We start from the raw sequence: 24,632 nt of genomic DNA, 5'->3' as shown, positions 1-24,632 counted from the left end.
GTGATCTGCTTTGCCACGGGTCACCTCGATGCTCGATATTGATCCTATCGAGTGTCCAAGCTGATTAGACCACCGCAGTTCTTCCATTCGGAGTAGTCGGCGACGTCGGCGATCATCGCCCACAGCAGCGGGATGGTGATGCCGTAGCAGAACCCGTGCAACATGAAGGCACCAAAGCCCACCGCGACCGCCGTGGGCGGAAGGAAGTAGAACACCAGCAGGAACACGGTGGACACCAGCAGCGCGCCACCAAAGACATCGCGCTTGCCGAAGCGGTCGGCCAGGCGGCGGGAGACGCCGATGCCCAGGATCATGCAGAGGATGCCGCAGGCGTTGAACAGACTGAACGCCGACGTCGCCGGGTCCTGCGGCCAGGTGAATCCGGACAGGCCCCAGCCGTTGAGTACCGTGTTCAATCCACCGATGAAGCGGTTGAAGCCGGAGTTGTCGAGGAAGCCCGCCAGGGCGGCCTCGCTCATGTAGTACTGGAAGTAGTAGATGTAGGTGCCGCCCTTCAGCGCCAGGTTGATGAAGACCAGCACCGTCAGGGCCAGCATCACCTGCCACGGCCGGTTGTGCAGCAGGTCGGACAGGTCCTGCAGCACGCCACCGGTCTGTTCCCTGGCCGGCACGATGCGCTCGCGCGTGGTGGCGAAGGTGATCAGGAAGAACACCGTGCCCACCACCGCGAACGCCGTCATCACGCGCTCGAAGCCCAGTACGCGATCGCCGTCGCCCAGGATCAGCACCAGCGGCAGCAGCAGTACCTGGATGATGAACTGGGCGATCATCACGGCCACGAAGCGGTAGGCCGACAGGCTGTTGCGCTGGGCCATGTTGCCGGTCAGCACCCCGCTGAGCGCGGAGTACGGCAGGTTGTTGGCCGCGTACACCAGCATCAGCAGGCCATAGGTGGCCAGGGCGTAGATGACCTTGCCGCGCGCGCCGAGGTCCGGCGTGCTGAAGGCAAGCAGCGCCAGCACGCCGAACGGGACCGCCGTCCACAGGATCCATGGCCGGAACTTTCCCCAGCGGGTGGCCGTGCGGTCGGCGGCAATGCCGATCAGTGGGGTGAACACGAAGGCACCCAGCAGGCCGATCACGAAAATGATCATCGCCGCCGTGGCCGGTGGCAGCCGGTACACATCGGTGTAGAAGAACGCCAGGTAGGTGATCAGCGTCTGGAAGATCAGGTTGGCCGCGAGGTCGCCCAGGCTGTAGCCCAGCTTCTCGCGCACCGACAGCGTGTGTCCGGTGCTTTCCATGTGGCGCGGCTCAGTCACGATCTGCCTCCACGGTGAAGCGGCCCTGTACGCGGGCATCGGCGCTTGAGCCGCCTATCCGCACCTCGTAGGCCCCCGGCGGCACGACATAGCTTCCGCGCGCTTGATCGTACTGGCGCAGCGCCTGCTGCGCGTCCAGGTCGAATACCAGCGGGCGCCGCTCGCCCGGGGCCAGGTGGACGCGCTGGAAGCCGCGCAGCGCCTGCAGCGCATCGCCGGGCTGGGCCTGCAGCCGTCGCACATACAGCTGCACCACTTCATCGCCGGCGCGCGCGCCCATGTTGGCCACCTCCACCTGCACCTTGAGGTTCCCGTCGTGGGCGATGCGCGGCGCGTCGAGCCGGAGCTTGCCGTAGTCGAACCGGGTGTAGGACAGCCCGTGTCCGAACGGATACAGCGGCGTGCCGCGGAAGTAGCGGTAGGTGCGGCCCTCCATCGTGTAGTCGTCGAAGGCCGGCATCGCCTGGTCGGCGGTGTAGAACGTCACCGGCAGCCGGCCGCCCGGGTTGATGTCGCCAAACAGCGCCTGGCCCACCGCGGTGCCGCCGCGCTGCCCGGGATACCAGCTCATCAGGATGGCCGACAGGTTGGCCTGGGCCCATTCCACCGCCAGCGCCGAGCCGCCGGTCAGCACCATCACCACCGGCTTGCCGTTGGCGTGCAGCGCTTCCAGCAGGGCACGCTGGGGCGCGGGCAGGCGCAGGTCGGTACGGTCGCCGCCGGCGAAGCCCGGATAGTTGACCGTCATCTCTTCGCCTTCGACGTCGCCGGTCAGGCCGCCGACGAACACCACCACATCGGCGTTGCGGGCGGCATCCAGTGCCTCTTCGAACGGCGGCTTCGCACCGGGCATGCGCCAGCCCAGCCGCACGCCGGCGTCGCGCTCGGCATCGAAGTACTCCAGCCTCAGGTCATAGGCACGGCCTGCCTGCAGGTCCAGCTCCACGCCATCGGCGCGCAGGCGATCGCTGTTGGCCCAGTGATCGAGCACGCGCTTGCCGTCCACGTAGAGGCGGAAGCCGTCGTCGGCGGCCGCCTCGATCCGGTAGCGGCCCGAGACCGGTGGCAGCAGCTGGCCCTGCCAGCGGATGCTGAAGCCATCGCTGGGAATGCCCTGCCCCGGCGCCGCTTCGCCGCGGGCCAGCAGGTTGTCGGTGGGTGACCCCCGGTCCCAGCGGAACCCGATCTGGGCATCGGTGCGGACCAGGGTCGGCATGCCGGAAAGATCGGCCGTACGGAAGTACTCACCGCGCAGACCGCGCTCGGGGGAATCGGCCGTGGGCCGCAGGTAGGCCGCCTCGATCAAGGGCGTCGCACCAGGATCGTCGCGCCCTTCGACCAGGTCCACGCCGCGTGCGTAGCGCACCTCCACGCCCTTGGCCGCGTCGCGTATGCCCTGCAGGAGGGTCACCGGCGCCGCCGGGGTGCCGAAGTAGTTGCCGAGCAGTGCCATGCTGTCATCGGCGGTGGGGCCGACCACGGCAATGCGCTTGAGGTTGCGCGACAGCGGCAGCACGCCATCGTTCTTCAGCAGCACCAGCGATTCCTGGGCGGCCTTCAGGGCCAACGCATCGTGCGCCGGGGCCTGGTTCACCGGCGCGGGGATCTGCGCCCAGCGCACGCGCTCGGGTGGATCGAACATGCCCAGCCGCATCCGTGCGGTAAACAGGCGCGTCACCGCATCGTCGATCTCCGCTTCGCTGATCAGCCCTTGGCGCACCGCCGCCGGCAGCGTGGCGTATTCCTGGCCGCACTCCAGTTCGGTACCGTTGCTGACCGCCAGCGCGGCGGCGGCCTCGCGGCTGGGCACGATTTTGTGATGCTTCCAGATATCCACGATGGCCCAGCAGTCGGACACCACGTAGCCCTTGAAGCCCCAGTCGCGGCGCAGCACGTCGCGCAGCAGGAACCGGCTGGCGCTGGCGGACTCGCCGTACACCCGGTTGTAGGCGCCCATCACCGCATCCACCTGCCCTTCCTTCACCAGCGCCTCGAACGCCGGCAGGTAGGTGTCGTACAGGTCGCGCCTGCTGGGGCGGGCGTCGAAGTGGTGGCGGTCGGCCTCGGGCCCGCTGTGCACGGCCAGGTGCTTGGCGGTGGCGTCCAGCTTGCGGTACACCGGGTCGTCGCCCTGCAGGCCGTGCACGAAAGCAACGCCCATGCGCGCGGTGAGATAGGGGTCTTCGCCGTAGGTTTCCTGGCCCCGGCCCCAGCGCGGGTCGCGGAAGATGTTGATGTTGGGCGACCAGAACGTCAGCCCCTGGTAACGACCATGCGACCCCTCGCGGACGAACTGGTGGTGCTTGGCGCGTGCCTCGTCGCTGATGGTGGTCGCCACCTGCTCCATCAAGGGCACATCGAAGGTGGCGGCCAGGCCGATGGCCTGCGGAAATACGGTGGCCTGCCCTGCCCGTGCCACGCCGTGCAGGCCTTCGTTCCACCAGTCGTAGGCCGGCACGCCCAGGCGCTCGATGGCCGGTGCGGCATTCTGCATCTGGGCGGCCTTCTCCTCCAGGGTCATCTGCGCCACCAGCGCCGCCGCCCGGGTCTCGAAGCTGGCCGAGGTGTCCAGCCAGGGCCGGGGCGCTGCGGCGGAACCGACGGCGGCCAATGACATGGCGGCACACAATGCCAGCGTGCGGACCATCGGGATGTAGAGCCGGGGCGTGCGCGTCATCATTTGCTCCTCAAGGCACGCTCATCGCGTGCGAATGGTCCCAGCAGGGCGCCCACAAAGCCGCCTGCACGATCGGTACTCAACACCGTTCCGTCCACCTCGCCGGCGAGGGTCCGCCAGCCATGCCCATCGCCGGTGTCGAACGCGAACGCATAGCGGCCCTGGTCACCGGCGATCTTCAGGCGCAGCGACGCGGGTACGTCCACTTCCCGGGTGGCCAGTATCCTGCTCACGCCGCCGCCGTCGCGCGCTTCGAGGAAGACCGCGACGCGATCCCCTTGCAGCCTGCGGACGCCGAGGAAATACCAGTACGCCTCGCTCTGGAAGGCGGCCAGGCCTGCGGCCACGCCCGCCGCCGGGCGGGTCATTTCGGTGCTGGCCTCGAAGCGCAGGTGCTGCTGGCGACGCCCCAGGAAGGCCGGGTTGAGCCGCGTGTCCAGGTTTTCCGGCAGCGGGTGCACGGCCAGCGCGCCCGGGCGCTCGCGCAGGTCCGCCCAGGGCCGCTTGGGGACGCGCACGCGCAGCCATCCACTGCCGAGCGTGGGTGCCTCGAAGTCGTCGCGCGCGATGAAATTGCCGGTGGAAGGGGCCTGCGTTGCTTCGCCCCGCATCCACGCGGGCGCCTTGACCGCATACGGGATGGCCTGGCCGGCCGGCAGGATCACCGGCCAGCCGTCGCGCCATTGCACAGGCAGCAGATACGTCTCCCGCCCGGTGTTGTAGTGACGTGTGTCGTAGTTGCGGCTGGCAAGGAACACCGCCCACCACGATCCGTCCGGCCCCTCCACCAGGTCCGCATGCCCGGCATTGGTGATCGGCAGCGGCCGGTCGTCGGCCAGGTCGCGCTGGGTGAGGATCGGATTGCCGGCATATGGAATATAAGGCCCCCAGACGTCGCGGCTGCGCAGCACCACCTGGGAATGTTGCGGCCCGGTGCCGCCCTCGGCGTCGGAAAGGTAATACCAGCCATCGCGCTTGTAGAGGTGCGGCCCTTCGATCCAGATCGGGTTCTTGGCCGGCTCCACCCCGCCGTCGATCAGCACCTTGCGCGGCCCTACCGGCTTGAACGCGGCCAGATCGATCTGCTGCATCCAGATGGCGCGGTGGCCCTCGTAGCGTGGCCGACCGGGCGGCACATCGTTGTTCAGCAGGTAGACGTGGCCATCGCCGTCGAAGAACAGCGACGGGTCGATGCCGTCGATGTCCGGCAGCCAGTGCGGGTCCGACCAGGGACCGGCAGGATCGCGCGCGGTGGCGATGAAGTTGCCGCCGCTGTCGACCGCCGTGGTGACCACGTAGAACATGCCGTCGTGGTAGGAGATGGCCGGTGCGAAGATGCCGCGGGACACGCCCAGGCCATCGAAATCCAGCTGCGTCGGGCGGTCGATGACGTTGCCGATCTGCTTCCAGTGCACCAGGTCCACGCTCTCGAACACCGGGATGCCCGGGAAGTAGGTGAAGCTGGAATTGACCAGATAGAAACGGCCGTTCGCGCCGACGATGCTCGGGTCCGCGTGGAAGCCGGCCAGGATCGGGTTACGGTAGTGCCCAACCGGCAGCGGCGCTTCAAAGGCCGTATCGCGACCGGCATATTCGAACCAGTCGAAGTAGACCGGCGGCGCCGGCGCGGCTCCCAGCGGCGACGCCGCAGCGGACAACAGCAGGACCACCGTGGCAATCAGCAGGCGCATCAGGGAACCTCGGCAGCATTGAGGGAAAGTTCGAACGGTCCTGCCGGCGCGCCGCTGCTGTCGCGCAGCGTGCAGACCGGGCCGTCTGCCCAGCAGTAGCGCACGCGCAAGCCTGCGCTACGGTGCGGGCCGCCGGCCGGCTCCGCGCAATCCAGGCAGGACAGCACAACCTCGTGCCCATCCAGTGCCGCGTCGGCATAGTTGCAGTGCCGCGCATCGGCATCACAGAGTTCGAAGCCGATGGGGCCGTCCGCACCGGTGGCGACCAGGGTGCCGGCGATGTCGTCGAACGCGATCCTCACCCCGGCTGGCGTGCGCGATGCCTTGCGTGCGACCGGGCCGGACGGTGCGAGCGCGCGGTCGCCGTAGACCACATGGCGCGCCACCCGGGCCAGGCGCCGACCCAGTTCCTGTTTGTTGGGCGGATGGATGTCGTAGGCATCGCCGATGTCGATGGCCAGGGCCAGCCCGGTGTTCGGGTCCTCCGCCGCTACCTGCCGCTGCGCCTCGCGGACCTGCGCCCAGCCGCTTTCCACCGGCGCCACGGGCGGCTGGCCATAGCCGGCCAACTGCACCACCAGCAACGGCATCCGTGCGCCGAACCGCCCGCGCCAGTCCTCGCGCAGGCCGCGCAGCCGTGTCGCGTAAGCCGCGCCATTGCCGGTGTTGGATTCGCCCTGGTACCACAGCGTTCCGCGCAGGCCATAGTGGCCCAGCGGCGCGATCATCGCGTTGTACAGCGTCGACAAGCCCGTGGCGGCCTGCCATGGCGCCAGCGGCGGCGCCTGTAAACCGGGCGCTGCCCGGTACTGCCAGGGTGCGTCCAGGACGATCCGCGTGCCATCGTCCAGGCGGACGGCGTGGGCGCTGGAAGGGCCGGCCAGGCCACCGTCGCCGTAAGTGTCCAGCACATTGATCACCACCGTGTTGGCGCCGGCGTTCAACAGACCGGCTGGCAGCGGATACGACCGTGCCTGGCCGGGCGCGTACTGGCTGCCCACGGCCACGCCGTTCACCCAGGTCATGTCCGTTTCATCGACCGGACCCAGCTCCAGTCGTGCCCCCTGCCCCGCCTGGGTGGGGGTCAGGGTCACCCGGGTGCGGTACCAGAGCATGCCGTTGTAGTTCGAAAGTGCCGGCACGCCCCAGCGCTCCCAAGCCCCGAGCATGGCCGGTGCCTGCCGCCATCCCCTGCTGTCTGCGCCTGGTTGCCACGGCGTATCGGCGGCGGCGCCCTCGCGCCTTGCCCACCACTGCTGCCACTGTCGGCCCCAGCGTGCGTGCGCTGCAGCAGGGTCGCCGGCATACAGCGCAAGCACGTCCAGCGCCGGGGCCATGCCGTCCTGCAGGCGCAGGGCATCGGCGCTGGTCCAAGCCTCGATCCGGGAGCCGCCCCACGCCGACTGGATCAGCCCCATCGGCACGTCGACGGTCTTGTGCAGCTCACGCGCGAAGTAGAAACAGACAGCGGAAAAGTCGCGCACCGTGTCCGGCGTCGCGGGCTGCCATGCAACCGGCGCCGCAAAATCGTCCTGTGGCACCACGGCCGCTGCCTTGGGCACGGTGAACAGGCGGATGTCCGGTTGCGTGGCGGCGGCGATCTCGCTGGCTGCGTCGAGCGCGCGCCACACCGGCAGTTCCATGTTCGACTGCCCGGAGCACAGCCAGACATCGCCGATCTGCACGTCGCGCACGATCTCGGTGGCCTGCCCGGCCCGGACCGACATCGCGTAGGGACCGCCCGCGGCGATGGGCTGCAGCGTTACCTGCCAGCGGCCGCCGGCGTCCGCGCGCGTGGCGACGGCCTGCCCTGCCACTGCCACCGACACCGTGGCGCCCGGCGCGGCGTGGCCCCATACCGGAACCGGCTGGTCGCGCTGCAGCACGGCGTGATCCTGGAACAGCGGATGCAACAGCGTCGCTGCCGGTTCCTGCGCCATGGACGGCATGGCGCAGCCACCCAGGGCGATCGCCACTATCCAGCCCATCCACGACATCCGGCTCATCGGCCATCTCCCGGCGCGGACGGGAACTGCAGGGCCTGGTACCAGGCCAGCGGATGCGGCGGCGCGGCTTCGCCGGCCGGCAGCGGCCTGCCGCTCACCGACTGGAAGTAGGCCACGCTGGCATCGCGCCACCACTGCGCTTCGCGCCGCTGGATGCGCAGGTAGGCCGCCACCTGCGCATGCCGCTGCGCATCCACCTTGCCGCGCAGCGGGGCAGAGCCCCGCTCTACGGGGGCGAGGGTTGCCCAGGTGGCCTGCATGGCCTGTACCTGGCGCACGCCCTGCGAATAGCGCCCCACCAGTTCATCCCACAACGTCTGCCCGGAGGCCATGCGGTGCTCCCACGGCACGTGGTGGAACCACAGCAACAGCGGCTCGGGAACCTGCGCCAGGTCGCCATGCCGGGCGGCCACTGCGGGGGCGTACTGGGCCACGGCGTTGCTGCCCCGCGCGGTGCGGTCGAAACCGATGCCGTTGCGGTCGGCGCGGTGGTAGTACACCGAGGTCCAGTCCGCGCGCGGGCCGCCGTCCACCCACGGACCGGGCCCGTAATGGTGCCCGCGCGCCATCAGGTGATGCAGGCCCAGCGGAGTCATGTAGTTCACCGCAGCTTCGCGCGAGGCCATCATCATCGCGACGATGGGCTGCACCACGTCCGGATCCGGCGAGAAGGTCATCGCCGCCCAGTCCGCCGCGATGTCGCGCGCCGATTGCCGTGGATTCCACGCCAGGCGGCCGAAGGCGTACCAGTTGGCCTGATCGAAGTGCGACCCGCTCCAGGTACGATCGGTGCCGATGTTGGCGACGCCGGCCATGCCGGCCAGGACCTGCGCCACGGTGGAGCCCTCGCCGCGTGCGTGGGTGTCGGACCGCAGTACCTCCTCGTACAACGGCCCCAGGTACACCAGGTGCGTGGCGAAGCCGAGATACTCCTTGGTGATCTGGACCTCCATCATCAGCGGCGTGCGCGGCATGGCCCCGAACAGCGGATGGAACGGCTCGCGCGGCTGGAAGTCGAGGGGCCCGTTCTTCACCTGCAGGTTCACGTTCGGGCGGAAGGCACCGTCCAGGCCGGCAAATTCGCTGTACGCCTGGGTGGCGCGGTCTGCAGGAACGTCGTGCGCGTAGACGAAGGCGCGCCACATCACCACGCCGCCGTGCGGGGCCAGCGCATCGGCCAGCAGGTTGGCGCCGTCGGCATGCGAACGGCCGTAGTCCTGCGGACCAGGCTGCCCTTCCGAGTTGGCCTTCACCAGCAAGCCGCCGAAATCCGGAATGCGTGCGTAGATCTCATCGGCCTTGTCGCGCCACCAGCGTTGCACCGCCGGGTCGAGCGGATCGGCCGTTTTCAGCCCGCCCAACTCGATCGGTGCGCTGAAACGCGCGCTCAGGTACACGCGGATGCCGTACGGCCGGAACATGTCCGCCAGCGTCGCGGCTTTGTCGAGATAGTCCGGCGCAAGGCTCTGCGCGCTGGCGTTCACGTTGTTGAGCACGGTGCCGTTGATGCCCAGCGAGGCGTTCGCGCGCGCGTAGTCGGTATAGCGTGGGTCCCGCCACTCCGGCAGCGTCTGCCAATCCCACAGGGAGCGGCCGGCATAGCCGCGTTCGACATGGCCGTCCAGGTTGTCCCAGTGGTTGAGCACGCGCAGTCGCAGGCGCGGCGATTCGCGCAGCTCGAGGGCATCCAGTGACGCGCCGGTCTGCAGCAGCCGCAGCAGATGGAACACGCCATGCAGCACGCCGATATCGCGGCGTGCGGCCACCAGCAGCACCTGGCGTCCGCCCATCCGGGTACGCCTGAGCAGGTAGCCTTCGTCGCCCAGCGATGCCAACTCCTCGCGCAACGGCGCGATCGACGTCGACGACTGCGGCGTGCCCAGCACCAGTGCAGGGCCCGTGGCCGCGGCAGCATGCCCCCGGGGAGCGCTGCCCAGCAGGCCACTGAGGCCACGTTCCAGCTCCTCGCGCGCCACACGCTGCGTGGGCGTCCGATCAGGTGCCAGCACCTCCCCCAGGTGCGTGCGGTAATCGGCTGCGAGCGCTGGTTCGAGCGGCAGGTAGCGCATCCAGAGGGCGTAACCATCCTCTGCGCGCACATCGCCCATGCTGGCCAGCAGGGCCAGCGCAGCACCCAGTATCCAATGACACCGCTTGACACCCAGGTGGAACCGTAGCGTGGGCAGCAAACCTTGTAAGCTCGGGACGTGCTTTGGATGCGACAGCATCACAAAGAAGAACGGGAGCGCGTATTGGACAAGCCCAAGAAATCGGTCCGCCGCAAAACCAGTGGCGTGACGATCGACGAGGTGGCCGCCCTGGCCGGGGTGTCGCCGATGACCGTGTCGCGGGCGATCAACCAGGGCAAGGTGCGCGATGTCACCCGCGAACGCGTGATGCGCGCGGTGCGCGAACTGGGCTATACGCCCAACCTGGCCGCCAGTTCGCTGGCGGCCGCACAGCACACGCGCATTGCGCTGATCTACACCAATCCCAGCGGTGCCTACCTGCGCGAACTGCTGGTCGGCCTGCTGCGCGTGGCATCCAACGCTGCCATCCAACTGGTCGTCGACTACTGGGACGATCTTGATCCCGCCGCCGAGCACAAGGCCGCGCGTGCCCTGGCCGGCCGGGTGGACGGCGTCATCCTGCCACCGCCGTTGTGCGAATCGCAGCCGGCCGTGACCGAGCTGGTCAGGGCGGGCATCCCCGTGGTGGCGATCGCACCGGGCCACCTCGGCAACGCCATTTCCTGCGTGCGCATCGACGACTTCCACGCCGGCAAGGAACTGGCCGAACACCTGATCCAGCACGGTCACCGCCGCATCGGCTTCATCCGCGGGCGCGACGACCTCAGCGCGAGCGCGCGGCGCTACGATGGCTTTGTCACCGCGCTGCATGAGGCCGGGCTGGAGGTCGAACCGGCCCTGGTCCAACCGGGCGACTACACCTACCGCTCCGGGCTTGCCGCCGCCGAAAAGCTGCTGTGCCACCGCCGGCCGCCCACTGCGATCTTCGCCAGCAACGATGATATGGGCGCAGCGGCAATTTCCGTCGCCCACCGCCGCGGCCTCGAGGTACCCCGCGACCTGTCGGTGGTGGGTTTCGATGACAGCTCGGCGGCAACGACGGTCTGGCCCGAGCTCACCACCATCCATCAACCCATCGCCTCGATGGCCGATGCCGCCATCGATATCCTGCTGCGCAGCATCCGCCGTCGCAGCGACGGCGCCCGCGTGTTGACCGACCACGTGGTGCCGCACCGGCTGGTGGTGCGCGATTCGGTCGCGCGCCCACCCGGGCCCCGATAGCGCCGGACGCCGCTTCACGCGCCCGGGCACCCGACGCTGATCTCCGCCTCGTTCAGCGCCCCCAGCGCGACGCGTGACACCGAGAGCGTCATCACGCCCGCCGTCCCGATCGACCAGGGGCGATCCAGCTTGCCGACATCCGCCCCCGCCGCTGCCAGGCACTTCAACGGCACGCCCACGCGCGTCCATTGGCCCACGGGCAGCTTGGCCAGCGTCGGTCCGAGCGCAACGCGTGCCGAGCAGCCCGTGCCGCAGCCCACCGACAACCACGCCTCGCCCTTGGGTGCGGACTCGACCCGCAGCGTGGTCAACAGCATCAGGTCGCCGTTGCTCTCGCGCTGCAGGTCCAGCGCCGTGTGCGACTGCAGCGCGGCAATCGCCTCGCCCTTGCCCGACCACGCCAGGCGGCGACCGTCTTCCTGCGCGAGGTGATCCACGCCGGTGACCTTCAGCAGGTCGCCATCGAGGGCATCGGGCACCTTGGTGACGGTCATGCCCTGCCCCGTGCTGCGCTCCAGGCGCAGGGCCATGCCGGAACCGGCATCGCCGCGCGCGAAGAACACACCGGCCGCCCCTTCGTTGCCGGTCACGCCGGAGACTTCCGGCAGCGCCGCCAGATCGCCGTTGCCGGCATAGGTCAGGCCGTAGCCGAACGCGAACTGCGGGTCGTAGTCCTTCTGTCCCACGTTGTTGGCGTACTGCGTGGCCGTGCGCGGCCAGCTGAAGCTCAGCTTGCCCTTGAAATCGTGCTGCGCGCTGCCATCGGGCTTGCGCAGCAGCACATCGGCAACGCCGGCCCCTTCCGAGCCGGGCAGCCACGCCGCCACGAAGGCATCGGCGGCGTTGATCTCGCGGTTCACCCACAGCGGACGCCCGCTCAGGAACACCGCGACCACCGGAATGCCGTCGGCCTTCAGCCGTTTGATCAGGGCAAGGTCGGAATCGTCTCCCGGCTTGTACGCCAGCGTCGGCAGGTCGCCTTGGAACTCGGCATAGGGGTTCTCGCCGAACACCACCACCGCCACCTCCGGCTTGGTCGCATACTTTCCATCCACCGCCAGCTCGGCGTGGCCGCCGGCGGCCTTGGCCTGTTGCGCAATGCCTTCGTAGATGGTGTCCGCATTGGGGAAATCCTTGCGGGTGGTGCCGGTACCCTGCCAGTTCAGCGTCCAGCCACCGGCCTGCTTGCCGACGTCATTGGCGCCGTCGCCGGCGACCAGGATGCGCTGTTTCGGCGACAACGGCAGCACGCCGCCCTGGTTCTTCAGCAGCACCAGCGACTCGCGCACCGCCTGCCGTGCCACCGCGCGGTGCTCGGGTGCACCGACAAGCGCGAACTGTCCTCCGACCGTGCGCGAGGACGGCTTGCCCGCCTCGAACAGGCCCAGCCGCAGCTTGACCCGCAGGATCCGGCGCACGGCCTCATCCAACCGTTCCTGGCTGATGGTGCCGGCCTTGGCCGCGGCCAGCGTGGTCTCGTAGAAGCCCTTCCAGCTGTCCGAGGCCATGGCCATGTCCAGGCCGGCGTTGATGGTGGCCGGGCAATCGGTGGTGGTACAGCCCTTGACCTGCCCGTGGCCGTTCCAGTCGCCCACCACGAACCCGCCGAAGTGCATGCGCCCCTTCAACGCATCGGTCAGGTACGGCTTGTGGCCGTGCATTTTTTCGCCGTTGACGCTGTTGAAGGACGCCATGACCGTCTGTGCACCGGCGGCGATCGCCGGCGGATACCCGGCCGCATGGATGCGCACCAGCTCGGCTTCGCTGATCCGGGTATCGCCCTGGTCCTTGCCATCGGTGGTACCGCCGTCGCCGAGGAAGTGCTTCACCGAGGCGATCACATGGCGACCGTCAAGGAACGTGGGCGAGCCCACCTTGCCCTGCAGACCCTCGACCACCGCACCGGCATAGCTGGCCACCACCTCCGGCGATTCGGAATAGCCCTCATAGGTGCGCCCCCAGCGGTCGTCCTGCGGCACCGCCACGGTCGGTGCGAACGCCCACTCCATCCCGGTCGCACGGGTCTCCAGCGCGGTGATCTCACCGATCCGGCGCAGCAGTTCCGGGTTGCGGGTCGCGCCCAGGCCGATGTTGTGCGGGAACAGGGTGGCGCCGATGATGTTGCTCTGCCCGTGCACGGCATCGATGCCGAACAGCACCGGAATCGCCTTGCCACCCTGCGACGTGTCCATCGACGCCGCGTAGAACGCATCGGCCAGCGCCAGCCACTGGGCCGGCGAGGCGTCATAACGGCCGCCGGGGTCGGAGTTGCCCCCGGCCAGGATGGAGCCCAACCGGTAGCGGCGCACGTCGTCAGGCGTGATGCTGGCGATATCCCCCTGCACCAGCTGGCCGACCTTTTCCTCCACCGTCATGGTGGCGATCAGGTCGGTGATGCGCTTTTCCAGGGCGGCGTCTTCGGGCAGCGGCCAGGTCACCGCGGGCCAGGGATTGGCATCGGCCTGGGGCTGCGCCGGGGCGAGCGCTGCCGGCTGGTCACCGCCCTTGCAGGCGGCAAGCGCAAGCAACAGCGCGGCCAGTAGCAAACCGGTGCGGCGCGTGGCGTCATGGTGGGTCATGGTGTTCATCCTTGGCGTTGGGCTCAGCGCAGCAGGTACTGGTTGATCAGGTTCTCGTAGCGCTCCTGCTTGCCGCTGATCTGCCGGGGCTCGCCGCCCTTGGCACCCAGTGCGGCCAGCTCGGCGAGACTGAGCGCGCCGCGTGCGAACGCCTGGCCGGCACCACTGTCGAAGCTGGCGTAACGCTCTTTGCGCCACTGCTCCAGCGGCGAGTCGTGCAGCAGCGCATGGGCCACTTCCAGCCCGCGGGCGAACGCATCCATGCCACCGACGTGGGCAATGAACAGATCCTCCAGGTCGGTCGATTCACGGCGCACCTTGGCGTCGAAGTTCAAGCCGCCTTCCAGCCCACCCTGGCGCAGCACCACCAGCATCGCACCCACGGTGTCGTACAGGTCGGTGGGGAACTGGTCGGTATCCCAGCCGTTCTGGGCGTTGCCGCGGTTGGCGTCGATGCTGCCCAGCAGGCCGTGGTCCGAGGCCACCTGCAGGTCGTGCTCGAAGGTGTGGCCGGACAGCGTGGCGTGGTTGGCCTCGATGTTGAGCTTGAAGTCCTTGTCCAGGCCATGCTCCTTCAGGAAGCCCACCACGGTGGCGCTGTCGAAGTCGTACTGGTGCTTCATCGGTTCCATCGGCTTGGGCTCGATCAGGAAGTTGCCCTTCAGGCCGATGCTGCGGCCATAGTCGCGCGCCATGGTGAGGAACCGCGCGAAGTGGTCGACCTCGCGCTTCATCTGGGTGTTGGCCAGCGCGGCATAGCCTTCGCGGCCGCCCCAGAACACGTAGTGCTCGCCGCCCAGTTCAACGGTCGCCTCCAGCGCCGCCTTCACCTGCACGGCGGCACGCGCCACCACCGCAAAGTCCGGATTGGTGGACGCACCATTCATGTAGCGCGGGTGCGAGAACAGGTTGGCCGTGCCCCACAGCAGTTTCATCCCGGTCGCGTCCTGGCGCGCCTTGGCCAGGCCGACCATGTGCCTGAGGTTCTTCTCGTACTGGCCGACATCCTCGGCATCCGGCGCCAGGTCGATATCGTGGAAGCACCAGTACGGCACGCCCAGCTTGGTGAAGAACTCGAACGCCGCGTCCACCTTGGCCTCGGCGGTCGCCATCGGCGAACCGGTCTCCCAGGGGAAATGGCGGGTGCCCGGACCAAACGGATCATGCCCGGCGTTGCAGAAGGTGTGCCAATAGCAGACCGCGAAGCGCAGGTGCTCCTGCATGGTCCTGCCACCGATGACCTTGTTGGCGTCGTAGACCTTGAAGGCGAGCGGATTGTCCGAGCCCCGGCCTTCGAAGGGGATGCGGCCGATGCCGGGGAAGTATTCCTTGGCGCCGATGAAGGGCTGCGTGCTCATGGTGCGTCTTCCTGTGGTTGTGCGAGGTGTCGCGTAGAGAGAGATCAGCCGCGATACAGCGGCGTGACGGCGTCGAGGTGGCGCAGGAAACGTGCATAGGCCGTGGCATAGGCTTGCGTATGCACCGGATCCGGGCGTGCGGAGCGCAGCGGGTCGAGCGCAACGTGGCGGTCGGTGATGTCGGCGATGGAGGCGGCATCACCACGCGCGTGACCCAGGGCCCACAGCGCCTGCAATGCCGCGCCGAACGCCGCGCCTTCGGGCTGGGTCGGCACGTCCACCGGCAGGCCGAAGACATCGGCCACCAGCTGCCGCCACTGCGCGCTGTTGCTGCCGCCGCCGGTCAGCACGATGCGGTCGAACCGCATGCCCGCGCGTACGAAGGCGTCATAACCATACTTCAGGCTGTACGTGGCCCCTTCCATGGCCGCACGGTAGAGGTGCGCCGGGGTCATGTTGGTGGTGTCCAGGCCGGCCAGCACGCCCTTGCCCAATGGCAGGTCCGGCGTGCGCTCGCCATTGAGGAACGGCAGCATCACCAGCCCGTCGGCACCGGGCCGGGTGGCCTGTAGGTGGGTGTCGCCATCGCGCGTGCTGAAGCCGAAAGCATCGGCGACCTGCTCGGTCACCACGGTGCAGTTCATCGTGCAGATCAGCGGCAGCCAGCCGCCGGTGGAAGAGCAGAACGCGGCCCACGCTCCGTCCGGGTCGACCACGGGCGTGTCGGCGTACGCAAACAGCGTACCCGAGGTGCCCAGGCTCATCGCCAGGCGTCCGGGGACGACGCAGCCGGTACCGATGGCCGCCATCATGTTGTCGCCGCCGCCGACGGCCACCTTCACCGTCGCGGGCAGCCCCAATGCCACCGCGGTGGCCGGGTCGATGTCGAATACCTCCTCGGGCGCGGCGATACGCGGCAGGCAATCTGCCAGGTCGCGTTCGGGGTCGGTCGCGCGCAGCAGCTCGGTCGACCAGGTGCGGGTGCGTACGTCCAGCCAGCCGGTGCCCGACGCATCCCCGTATTCGCAGAAACGCTGGCCGGTCAACACGAAATTGAGGTAGTCGTGCGGCAACAGGATGGTGGCAAGCCGCGCGTAGGCCTGGGGCCGATGCGTCTTCGTCCACGGCAGCTTGGAGGCGGTGTAGCCGGTGAGGACAGGATTGCCGGCCAGTGCGATGGTGCGCGCCGTGCCGCCTGCCGCGTCCATGATCTGCATGCATTCGGCCGAGGTGCTGGTATCGCACCACAGCTTGGCCGGTGCCAGGACCTCCCCTGACGCATCGACCGGGACGAAACCGTGCTGCTGGCCCGACACGGCCAGCGCGCCAATGCGCGAGCGCAGCGTGGAATCGATCGCGCCGAAGCAGGCATGCAGCGCGGCGACCCAGTCGGCCGGCCGCTGTTCCCGGCTGCCATCGGCGGCGCTGGCCAGCTCCAGTGGCGCGCTGGTGCTGGCCACCAGGTGGCGCCCGGCAGGGTCGTAGACCACCACCTTCAGGCTTTGGGTACCCGCATCGATTCCGGCAACCAGATCCATTCCGTCCACTCCGTGCTTGTCTAAAGGTAGCGCTACCAATTTTGTACAACAGCGCGCATTGCTGCTACGCCAGGGCCATGCCCGGTTGCCATACTTCCGGCGCCGCCTTGCAGTAGCGCTCGATGAACCCGGCCTGCGACGGCATCGCGGCCACCGCTTGCTGCACCGGCTGCCGGATACGGTCCAACAGCGTGCGCAGGTCCGCATCACCGATCGCACGCGCAAGCGGGTGCGGCGTCCCCGGCTGGATGCCCTGCCCCATCAGCACGCTCGTCCAGGAGTCGACCCGGAACAGCTCGCCGGGGTCCTGCCAGGCATGCGCACGTTCGCGCCAGGCGCGCAGCCGGACAGCGAGCGATTCGGGCAGTTCCATCTCGCGGCAGGCCTTCCACATCGGCTCGTCGCGCTGGTTGGCGTGGTAGTGCAGGATGATGAAGTCGCGCACGTGCTCCATCTCCTGGCGGCTGACCTCGTTGTACAGCGCCACCAGCGCAGGCGTGATGCCGTCGGACGGGAACAGCTGGATCAGGCGTACCACCGCGCTGATGGTCAGGTGGATGCTGGTCGATTCCAGCGGCTCGATGAAGCCACTGGCAAGCCCCAGCGCCACCACGTTCTTGTTCCAGGCCTTCAACCGGCGCCCGCTGCGGAACGGCACCAGCCAGGGATCGCGCAGGGGCCGGCCGTCGACGTCGCGCAGCAGCTTGGCCTGCGCCTCGTCATCGGACAGGTGGCGGCTGGAGAACACCAGCCCGCAGCCGACCCGGTGCTGCAGCGCGATATGCCAGCGCCAGCCGGCCTCGTGCGCGATGGCGCGCGTGTACGGGACCGGCGGGGTGACCGACTCGGTCTGCACGGCAACGGCGCGGTCGCTCGGCAACCATTCGTTCCAGTCCTCATAGCCGGTATGCAGGGTCTGCTCGGTCAACAGGCCGCGGAACCCGGTGCAGTCGATGAACAGGTCGCCTTCGATGACCTGGCCGTCTTCCAGCACCAAGGAGGCAACGGAGCCGTCGTGGGCATGTTGCCGGACCTCGCCGATCTTGCCTTCCACCCGTCGCAGCCCGTGGCCTTCGGCCTTGCGGCGCAGGAATTTCGCGTAGAGCCCGGCGTCGAAGTGATAGGCGTAGTTGACCTGGGGCTGGGTCTGCAGCGAGAACCGGTCTTCCCGCGAGGCCGCGCTTTCCAGGCAGAAATCGCCCAGCTCCGATGGCATGCCGCGGCGCAGGCTGTCCAGCCAGAAATGGTGGAACGGCGTGGCCCAGGTGCCCTGCCCGATCGTGCCGAACGGATGGATGAAGCGGTCGCCGGGGCGGCGCCAGTTCTCGAACGAGATCGAGAGTTTGAACGTGCCGGCGACGGCCTGCAGGAACTCCTGCTCATCGATCTGCAGGAAACGGTGGAACGTGCGGATGGGCGGCACGGTCGATTCACCGACGCCCACGGTGCCGATCTGCTCGGACTCCACCAGGGTGATGTCCAGCTGGTCGCGGAACTGGTGCGCCAGCGCACAGCCGGCCAGCCAGCCTGCGGTGCCGCCACCGGCGATGACGACCTTGCGGATACGCCCTTCGGTTGTGTTCGCCACGTTCAATGCGGTGCTCCCATCAGCGGTTGAGTCGAGCCAGCAACTGGGCGCGCATGCGGCGCGCCTGCGTCTCGTCGAACGGTGCCAGGTCGCCCCGGGCGGCGTCGGGCAGGTGCTGTCCTGCCCGCTCGCCCGGACCGAATACGTAGTACTCGAAGATCTTTGCCCAGGCCTGCTTCTCGCGCGCCGGCAGGTCGCGCACGGCCCACATCGCGTGATGGAGTGCCGGCAGCGGTGAGGAGAGGAAGGCCGGCGAACTGCGCCACCAGTAGTTCACCAGCACATTGAAAGGCTCAAGGCTGCGCACGTGGTGCCACCACATGCTGGGAATGAAGATCGCATCACCCGGTTCCAGCACGGCGGTCTGCGCGCTTGCCAATGCATCACCGAAGCGTGGATGGCGCGCGAAGTCCGGGCGGTCGAAATCCACCACGCTCACCACCTGCCCGCCCGGGGTGGGTTCCAGCGGCCCCGGATACAGATTGTCGATCTGCTCGGGCGGAAACAGCGTGAACCGGCGCCGGCCCACGGCGCAGCACGCCAGGTTGTCCGGGGTGTCGAAATGGCAGGAAGCGGTCACGCGGTTGCCGATCCAGATGCTGGCCGAAGCATCGATGCCCTGCCCCGCCAGCCCGGCGTCGTTGTGCTGCGCGAACCCGGGCAGCGCATGCTCGATCAGCAACGAAGCGACATAGTAGGTGGGCGGGCTCGGCGAATCGAGATGCTCGGAGATCGCGTCCAGCACCTCCGCCAGCAATCCGCGCCGGACCTCGAAGTTCAACCGGGTGAAATCCGCGTTGTAGAACGGACGCCCTTCAATCTCGGGGCCGCCGAAGGAGTACGGGACAGGCACGCCTGCATCGAAGCTGCGCAGGTAGGCCAGGGCTTCCTGCGTGCCGCGCAACCCGGCCTGTACCAGCGCCCAGTCGCGGGCGATGCCACGCAGCACCACCGGTTCCCCGGCCGCCACCAGCGCCTCCAGCGGTAGTGCCGCGGGGTCCAGGCCTTCCAGTGCCCGCATGGCAATGCCGTCCAGCACCCGTCAGTTCCTGCCCGCTGCGCTGGCGGCATCCTGCGTGCGCAGGCGTCGCTGTTTTTCGGCGATCAGGCGGCGCATGTTGTGCAGCGACGCCAGCATCAGGTACGCTCCTTCCAGGTAGCCGGCGCGGTTGAGTTCGGCCAGCGCGGGACCGTCCAGCTGGGCAAGATGGTCACGGTCGATGGCGTGCAGGCCGTTGACACCCACCCGATGCTCCTGGGCAATCTGCACGTCGAGCGTGATCGGTTGAATGAGTCCTTTGGCATCGAGCGCGGCAAACATCTCCGCGCCGAAGGCGTGGCCATCGTGAATACCACGCAGCACGCCTGCGATGTGGTCCAGATAGGGCGTATTGCCCCCCTGCGGCAGGAACACCGGCTCGCCCTGCATCGCATTCACGCGCGGATGGTCAAGATCAACGTGCAGCACCGCTTCCTGGATGAGGCTGCCATCGATCCGGTTCTCCTGGAAGCCGATCAGGAACGGCCCCTTGGCCGCCGCCCCGGGCAGATAGGAGGCATTCCAGCGGCCGTCCTGCAGGAACAGGTTCTCGTGCTGCTCGAACCCCAGCAGGGCCACCGATTGCCAGCCGCCGGTGTCGGGGTCCTTGCGCAGGAAGATCGGATATTCCCGCTGCAGTTCAGCGAACTCGCTCGGATAGGCCGGCACCATGCCCACCGCGTCGCCAAACTCGGGCCCGAAGCCGGTGGCCACGCGCAGGTCGCGGTGGGCGATGTTGTTGAGCATTTCGTAACGCGGCATGGTGTTGTTCCAACCCCATCAGGACCCTTGAACGGGTGCCGCTGCCAGGGCAGCGGCACCCCCACACGTCAGAACCTGTAACGAACGCCAAGCATGTAACGCGGACTCTGGTCGGCCAGCTTCACGATCATCTGCGAGGTGCGCGAGCGCCAGCGGACGTCCTCACCGGTCAGATTGATCGCCTCCAGCCCAAACGACCAGTGATCATCCAGGGTGTAGTTCACGCTGAGATCCCACTGGTCGTATTCTTCCACATAGTAGGGATTGCGGCTGGCACCCTGGTTGGCCAGGATCAGGTATTCATCACGCCAGTTCCACGCCAGGCGTACCGACCAGCCGTACTTTTCGTACATCAGCATGGCATTGGCGGTGTCGCTGAGGCCGGTGAGCGAGAACTGGTCGATGTTGGGATCACCCGCGTCGTTGTAGCCCACGTCGCCGTTGACGATGGTGTAGTTGGCCAGCACGCCGAACCCGGTGTCGCCGAAGAAGTACTGCCCACCCAGTTCCCAGCCATGCAGCTTGGACTCGTTCTGGTTGATGGGGCGGTTGACGTTGAACTGGTACAGCGGGTCGGCCGCCGTGCCATACAGATCGTAGGCCGCTTCGGTGGCCAGGACCTGCGCGTCGGTACCGTTGTAGGCACCCAGCCCGGCGGGATTGTTGCGCAGCAGCGCCAGCGCGGTGAACAACGCGGTGTCGTTGGCGTTGCAGGCCGCCGCATTGGCCGCACCGACCTGGGTAACGCAGGCGCCGCTGGTGAGGAAGGCCATGGCCGACTGTGCATCCGGACCGGAGGTGGGATCCCGCAGGCCGTACAGATTCTCCTGGACGATGGTGTTGCCGATGAAGTTGGCGACCTGCTTGTTCCAGTACGTGACCGACACGTAGCTGGCGTCAGCGAAGTACCACTCCAGTGCCAGGTCGAGGTTGTCCGACTCCAGCGGCTTCAGCTGCGGGTTCTGTGCCGTGCCGCTGGCCCGCGAAGACGGGTCGATCAGCACCGAGCCGAACGGTTGCTGTGCGGTCGGGCCTGCATAGAGGTTGCCAATCGGCGCACGCGCGATGCTCTTGCCGAACGAGATGCGCCCCTTCAGGTCGTCCATCAGGTCGATGCTGAAGTCGAGGTTGGGCAGGATGTAGCTGTAGCTGTTCTTCTCGGTGAACGGCTGTTGCTCGTCGGACAACACCACGCGGAAGTCGTTGTTGGACTGCCATTCGATGGCCTCGGGGATGGCGATGACCGAGGTCGACACCACATCGGTGGTTTCATAGCGCACGCCCAGGCGGGTATTGGTGCGCCGGCCGCCCAGCTCGCCGTCCAGCTCGATCTGGAAATAGGCCGACTTGGTCTTCTCCTCCACCAGGTTGTCGGCGGCGCGCTGCGGGCTCACACCGAGGCTGGCGCCATAGTTGTCCGCCGCCCACTGCGCGAGGCGGCCAGCATCGCCGCGCCAGGCAGTGAAGCTGTTGGCATTGAAGTCGTTGAACAACCCGACGATGTTGACCGGCTGCAGCAGGTCCATCAGCCCGTTGGCAACATCCCCGTCGACGTTGGCCACGCCCCAGTCGCCCAGGGTGTTGTAGTTCTCCGCTGCCTGGATGCGGTGGGTGGTCTGCTTGCTGGAGTCCACGCCAAACTGGAAGCGGCCCTTGTCAAAGCTCCACTCGCCGTCGACGCGGCCCTGCTTGATCTCGCTGATCTGGGTCTGCGAATTGATGCGCAGCACCTGCGAGCCGATCTCGCCCGGCGCGAAGCCCGGGTTGACCACGCCGTTGGTCTTGGCGAGGGCATCGGCCGTGCTCGGGTACCAGACCTGGGTGCCCACCGGCAGGCCGTTGTTGAAGTTCATTTCCTGCACCCACGACCCACCGCAATGCGGTCCGGTGGTGCAGTTGTTGGTGCCGGCGATGCTGCTGAAGATGGAGCCGCCCCCGGTGAGCGGATCGTTCGGCCGGCTTTCGTTCTTCGAGTTGTGCGCGTCGAAGGTCAGCTTGAAGCGGTCGGTGACGTTCCACGCTGCATTGAAGCCGAGCGATCCCAGCTTGTACTTCTGCATGCTGCGCTGCTGTTCAAGCCCGAAATCCTTGGTGCCCGCGATCTCGCGAATGTAGGTCGGGGTAGCAACCGCGCCGCTGGTGTCGAACGTTACATCGGTGTAGTTGCTGTTCTGCAACCACATGCCCTGTTCGCCACGGTTTTCGGTGATCTCGTTGGTCGAGTAGGTGTAATCCAGGGTCAACGTCACCGCATCGGTGGGTGCGAACTGCAACACGGCCTGGCCGTTGATGCGCTCACGCTCGAACTCGGAGAACGCATAGCGCAGGTCGTTGGGTCGTGCGTACAGCGCACCAACCGCCGGTGCATTGACCACGGTCGGGTTGCCGGGCATCGTGCCGGTCCACGGCTGGATGTTCCAGTAGTTGTTGGTGGCCTGCACCGAGCCACCCTTGCGCTTCTGGTAGCTCGCGCTCACGCCAACGCCGAAGGTCTTTTCCGGGTTGCTGTAACTGAAGATGCCGGACAGTTCCGGTGTGATGTCATCACCGAACGGCTGGCTCTGGTCGGAGACGGCCTTGGCGCCGGCACTGGCGACCAGGCCCTCGTGGTCGAACGGCCGCGCCGTCAGGATGTTGATGGTGGCGCCGATGCCACCACTGGGCACATTGGCCTGGCTGGTCTTGTAGACCTCGATGCCATTGATGGCTTCGGCGGCCAGCTGGGCGAAGTTGAACGCACGGGTACCGCCGTCGACACCGCCGATGGCGACCTGCCCCGAAGCACCGAACGCATCGGCGCCCGGCATCTGGCGCCCGTTGAGGGTCACCATGTTGAACTGCGGGCCAAAGCCGCGCGCGGTTACCTGTGCGCCTTCACCATCACGGCGTTCGATGGAGATGCCGGTGATGCGCTGCAGCGATTCGGCCAGGTTGGTGTCGGGGAACTTGCCGATGTCCTCGGCACTGATCGCATCCACCACGCCGGCCGAGTCGCGCTTGATGTCCATCGCCTGGCTGAGGCTGTTGCGGATGCCGGTGACCTGCACGGTATCCAGCTGGGTCGGACTGGGCTGGCCCTGCTGGGCGGCCGGTGCCGGCGTTGGTGCGTCCTGTGCGAATGCGGGATTGATGACCAGGACGCCGCCGACAAACGTAAACATGGCCCTGGAGGTGAACTTCGCCAGCGTCCGGCTCATGAACGAGCCCTCCGGCCAGCGGTACGACGGAACGTAGAAGCGCTCATGACTCTCCCCTCTGACATACGATCGAATGGATGTACCGCCCCTCCTGGGGGCACGTACGGGCGATGCCCGTCTTCCACACCGAACATCGCAGCGCGCTGTGCGCTCGCTGCGACTCAAACTCGCTTACAGGCTTGCCAGAACAGCCGCGTGGTAAAGGGGGGGTACCCGCTGGCCTTACCCCGGCACAGTGGTAGCGCTACCATCACGTCACGGGCGCAGACTACTCATCCCCGATTGCGCTTGTCATCATGCAGCGCAGCAAAGGAACCCATTCGTTGAAAAACAGCCCTAAAGCGCTCCGTCGCAAGGCCAGCGCCATCACCATCGATGAGGTCGCCGCGCATGCGGGCGTATCGGCCATGACCGTGTCGCGCGTCATCAACGGCCATGCCGGCGTGCGCGAAGCCAACCGCGAACGCGTCATGCGCAGCGTGCTTGAACTGGACTACCGGCCCAACCTTGCCGCCAGCGCGCTGGCCGCGGCGCAACACACCTGCATCGCGCTGATCTACACCAATCCCAGCTCCAGCTACCTGCGCGAACTGCTGGTCGGCGCGCTGCGCGGCTCTACCCGGTCAGCGGCGCAGCTGGTGATCGCCACCTGGGATGAACTGGGCGCCCAGGCGCGTCGCGAGGCGGCACGGCAACTCGCCGGCACCGTGGCCGGCGTGATCCTTCCACCGCCCCTGTGCGAATCGAAGGACATCGTCGACGTCTTCGTCGACGCCGGCACTCCCGTGGTCTCCATCGCGTCCAGCCATTTCAGCGACCGGGTTTCCTGCGTGCGCATCGATGACCGCCAAGCCAGCCACGAGATGGTGTCGCATCTGATCGCCCATGGGCATACCCGCATCGGCTACATCACCGGCGATCCGAACCAGACCGCCAGTGCGCACCGCTGGCAGGGCTACCGGGATGCGCTGGCCGACGCCGGCATCGGCTACGACGACACACTGGTCCAGCCCGGTTACTTTACCTACCGTTCCGGACTGGAAGCAGCCGAGCGGCTGTTGACCCTGCCGCAGCCGCCCAGCGCGGTCTTCGCCAGCAACGATGACATGGCGTCGGCCGTGGTTTCCGTGGCGCACCGTCGGGGCCTGGAGGTGCCGGGCGACCTGTCGGTGGTGGGTTTCGATGACACCTCCGCCTCCACCATGGTGTGGCCGGAACTGACCACCATCCATCAACCGGTGGCGGACATGGCGGACACCGCCATCGACATCCTGTTGCGCGAAATTCGACGCCCCGCTGCTTCGGCGCGCGGCATCGTCAACCATGTGCTTCCGCACCAGTTGGTCACGCGGGCGTCCGTATCGCGGCCTTTGCCGGACCTCTAGCCGCCCAGCTCTCCTGATGCCGATCAGCAAGGGTCTTGATGCGGTTTCTTACTTGTACATGCGATCGGCGGAGAAGTAGCGGGCCGCTGCCCGTCGGCTCACTTGATCTTCAACTCCGGTAGCAGTGGATCAACGTCCACCAGCTCCAGCGACGTGACCAGGTGCAGTGCAAGGGGTATGGCGCGCCACAAAGCCCGCGTTCACGCTTTTCTTCGCGC

The 24,632-nt window shown here is 67.6% G+C and carries 13 protein-coding genes and 1 pseudogene; 2 read left to right on the top strand and 12 right to left on the bottom strand.

The genetic code is table 11. The features are described 5' to 3' along the window. Nucleotides 1-77: 77 nt before the first annotated feature. The 5 genes and pseudogenes from IC535_RS07440 to IC535_RS07420 all read right to left on the bottom strand — a co-directional run. Nucleotides 78-1,265 (bottom strand): annotated as a pseudogene (locus IC535_RS07440) (MFS transporter); the annotation flags it as partial. Nucleotides 1,266-1,275: 10 nt separating this feature from the next. After that, the gene (locus IC535_RS07435; protein ID WP_228885658.1) at nucleotides 1,276-3,900 is read right to left on the bottom strand and encodes a glycoside hydrolase family 3 protein; all 2,625 of its coding nucleotides are present in this window, start codon (nucleotides 3,898-3,900) and stop codon (nucleotides 1,276-1,278) included. 59 nt (nucleotides 3,901-3,959) lie between these two features. Then, nucleotides 3,960-5,651, bottom strand: a complete 1,692-nt coding sequence (locus IC535_RS07430; RefSeq protein ID WP_228885650.1) for a glycoside hydrolase family 43 protein — start codon at nucleotides 5,649-5,651, stop codon at nucleotides 3,960-3,962. After that, nucleotides 5,651-7,657, bottom strand: a complete 2,007-nt coding sequence (locus IC535_RS07425; protein ID WP_228885649.1) for a sialate O-acetylesterase — start codon at nucleotides 7,655-7,657, stop codon at nucleotides 5,651-5,653. The genes IC535_RS07430 and IC535_RS07425 overlap by 1 nt, the downstream gene beginning before the upstream one ends. Then, nucleotides 7,654-9,765, bottom strand: a complete 2,112-nt coding sequence (locus tag IC535_RS07420) for an alpha-glucuronidase family glycosyl hydrolase (protein ID WP_228885648.1) — start codon at nucleotides 9,763-9,765, stop codon at nucleotides 7,654-7,656. The genes IC535_RS07425 and IC535_RS07420 overlap by 4 nt, the downstream gene beginning before the upstream one ends. Before the next feature lie 144 nt (nucleotides 9,766-9,909). On the opposite strand from IC535_RS07420, the gene IC535_RS07415 reads away from it, so the two are divergent. Continuing rightward, nucleotides 9,910-10,968 (top strand): LacI family DNA-binding transcriptional regulator, encoded by a 1,059-nt coding sequence (locus IC535_RS07415; protein ID WP_228885647.1) that lies wholly within the window; start codon nucleotides 9,910-9,912, stop codon nucleotides 10,966-10,968. Nucleotides 10,969-10,982: 14 nt separating this feature from the next. Here the strand turns inward: IC535_RS07415 and IC535_RS07410 are convergent, their stop codons facing one another. The 7 genes from IC535_RS07410 to IC535_RS07380 form a co-directional block, all read right to left on the bottom strand. After that, nucleotides 10,983-13,547: a glycoside hydrolase family 3 protein gene (locus IC535_RS07410; RefSeq protein WP_228885646.1), complete on the bottom strand. Its 2,565-nt coding sequence runs from the start codon at nucleotides 13,545-13,547 to the stop codon at nucleotides 10,983-10,985. 23 nt (nucleotides 13,548-13,570) lie between these two features. Further along, on the bottom strand, nucleotides 13,571-14,905 hold the full coding sequence (xylA, locus tag IC535_RS07405) for a xylose isomerase (protein WP_228885645.1): 1,335 nt from the start codon (nucleotides 14,903-14,905) through the stop codon (nucleotides 13,571-13,573). A 44-nt stretch (nucleotides 14,906-14,949) separates the two neighbouring features. Next, on the bottom strand, nucleotides 14,950-16,443 hold the full coding sequence (gene xylB, locus IC535_RS07400; RefSeq protein ID WP_228885644.1) for a xylulokinase: 1,494 nt from the start codon (nucleotides 16,441-16,443) through the stop codon (nucleotides 14,950-14,952). A 64-nt stretch (nucleotides 16,444-16,507) separates the two neighbouring features. Next, on the bottom strand, nucleotides 16,508-18,037 hold the full coding sequence (locus tag IC535_RS07395; RefSeq protein WP_228885643.1) for a tryptophan halogenase family protein: 1,530 nt from the start codon (nucleotides 18,035-18,037) through the stop codon (nucleotides 16,508-16,510). Between the two features lie 13 nt (nucleotides 18,038-18,050). Further along, a complete protein-coding gene (locus IC535_RS07390; RefSeq protein ID WP_267472940.1) occupies nucleotides 18,051-19,052 on the bottom strand; it encodes a cupin-like domain-containing protein in 1,002 nt (333 codons plus the stop codon). A gap of 21 nt (nucleotides 19,053-19,073) precedes the next feature. Continuing rightward, on the bottom strand, nucleotides 19,074-19,832 hold the full coding sequence (locus tag IC535_RS07385) for a SapC family protein (protein ID WP_228885641.1): 759 nt from the start codon (nucleotides 19,830-19,832) through the stop codon (nucleotides 19,074-19,076). A gap of 68 nt (nucleotides 19,833-19,900) precedes the next feature. Then, nucleotides 19,901-23,029, bottom strand: a complete 3,129-nt coding sequence (locus IC535_RS07380; RefSeq protein ID WP_228885640.1) for a TonB-dependent receptor — start codon at nucleotides 23,027-23,029, stop codon at nucleotides 19,901-19,903. Between the two features lie 323 nt (nucleotides 23,030-23,352). Here IC535_RS07380 and IC535_RS07375 point away from each other — a divergent pair, with 323 nt between their 5' ends. Next, on the top strand, nucleotides 23,353-24,414 hold the full coding sequence (locus IC535_RS07375) for a LacI family DNA-binding transcriptional regulator (protein WP_429000347.1): 1,062 nt from the start codon (nucleotides 23,353-23,355) through the stop codon (nucleotides 24,412-24,414). Nucleotides 24,415-24,632 lie beyond the last annotated feature (218 nt).

The sequence above is a fragment of the Stenotrophomonas rhizophila genome (genome assembly GCF_020857975.1).
Taxonomy (GTDB): domain Bacteria; phylum Pseudomonadota; class Gammaproteobacteria; order Xanthomonadales; family Xanthomonadaceae; genus Stenotrophomonas; species Stenotrophomonas rhizophila_C.
The sequence above is the reverse complement of the archived record's forward strand: the minus strand, read 5'-3'. Positions and strand labels throughout refer to the sequence as shown.

Bases quoted from the DNA above. Each gene is read 5' to 3' on its own strand.
- IC535_RS07410 (WP_228885646.1), bottom strand. From the start codon at position 13,547: ATGACCCACCATGACGCCACGCGCCGCACCGGTTTGCTACTGGCCGCG.
- IC535_RS07390 (WP_267472940.1), bottom strand. From the start codon at position 19,052: ATGCGGGCACTGGAAGGCCTGGACCCCGCGGCACTACCGCTGGAGGCG.
- xylA (WP_228885645.1), bottom strand. From the start codon at position 14,905: ATGAGCACGCAGCCCTTCATCGGCGCCAAGGAATACTTCCCCGGCATC.
- xylB (WP_228885644.1), bottom strand. From the start codon at position 16,443: ATGGATCTGGTTGCCGGAATCGATGCGGGTACCCAAAGCCTGAAGGTG.
- IC535_RS07380 (WP_228885640.1), bottom strand. From the start codon at position 23,029: ATGAGCCGGACGCTGGCGAAGTTCACCTCCAGGGCCATGTTTACGTTT.
- IC535_RS07420 (WP_228885648.1), bottom strand. From the start codon at position 9,765: ATGGGCGATGTGCGCGCAGAGGATGGTTACGCCCTCTGGATGCGCTAC.
- IC535_RS07425 (WP_228885649.1), bottom strand. From the start codon at position 7,657: ATGAGCCGGATGTCGTGGATGGGCTGGATAGTGGCGATCGCCCTGGGT.
- IC535_RS07430 (WP_228885650.1), bottom strand. From the start codon at position 5,651: ATGCGCCTGCTGATTGCCACGGTGGTCCTGCTGTTGTCCGCTGCGGCG.
- IC535_RS07385 (WP_228885641.1), bottom strand. From the start codon at position 19,832: ATGCCGCGTTACGAAATGCTCAACAACATCGCCCACCGCGACCTGCGC.
- IC535_RS07435 (WP_228885658.1), bottom strand. From the start codon at position 3,900: ATGTCATTGGCCGCCGTCGGTTCCGCCGCAGCGCCCCGGCCCTGGCTG.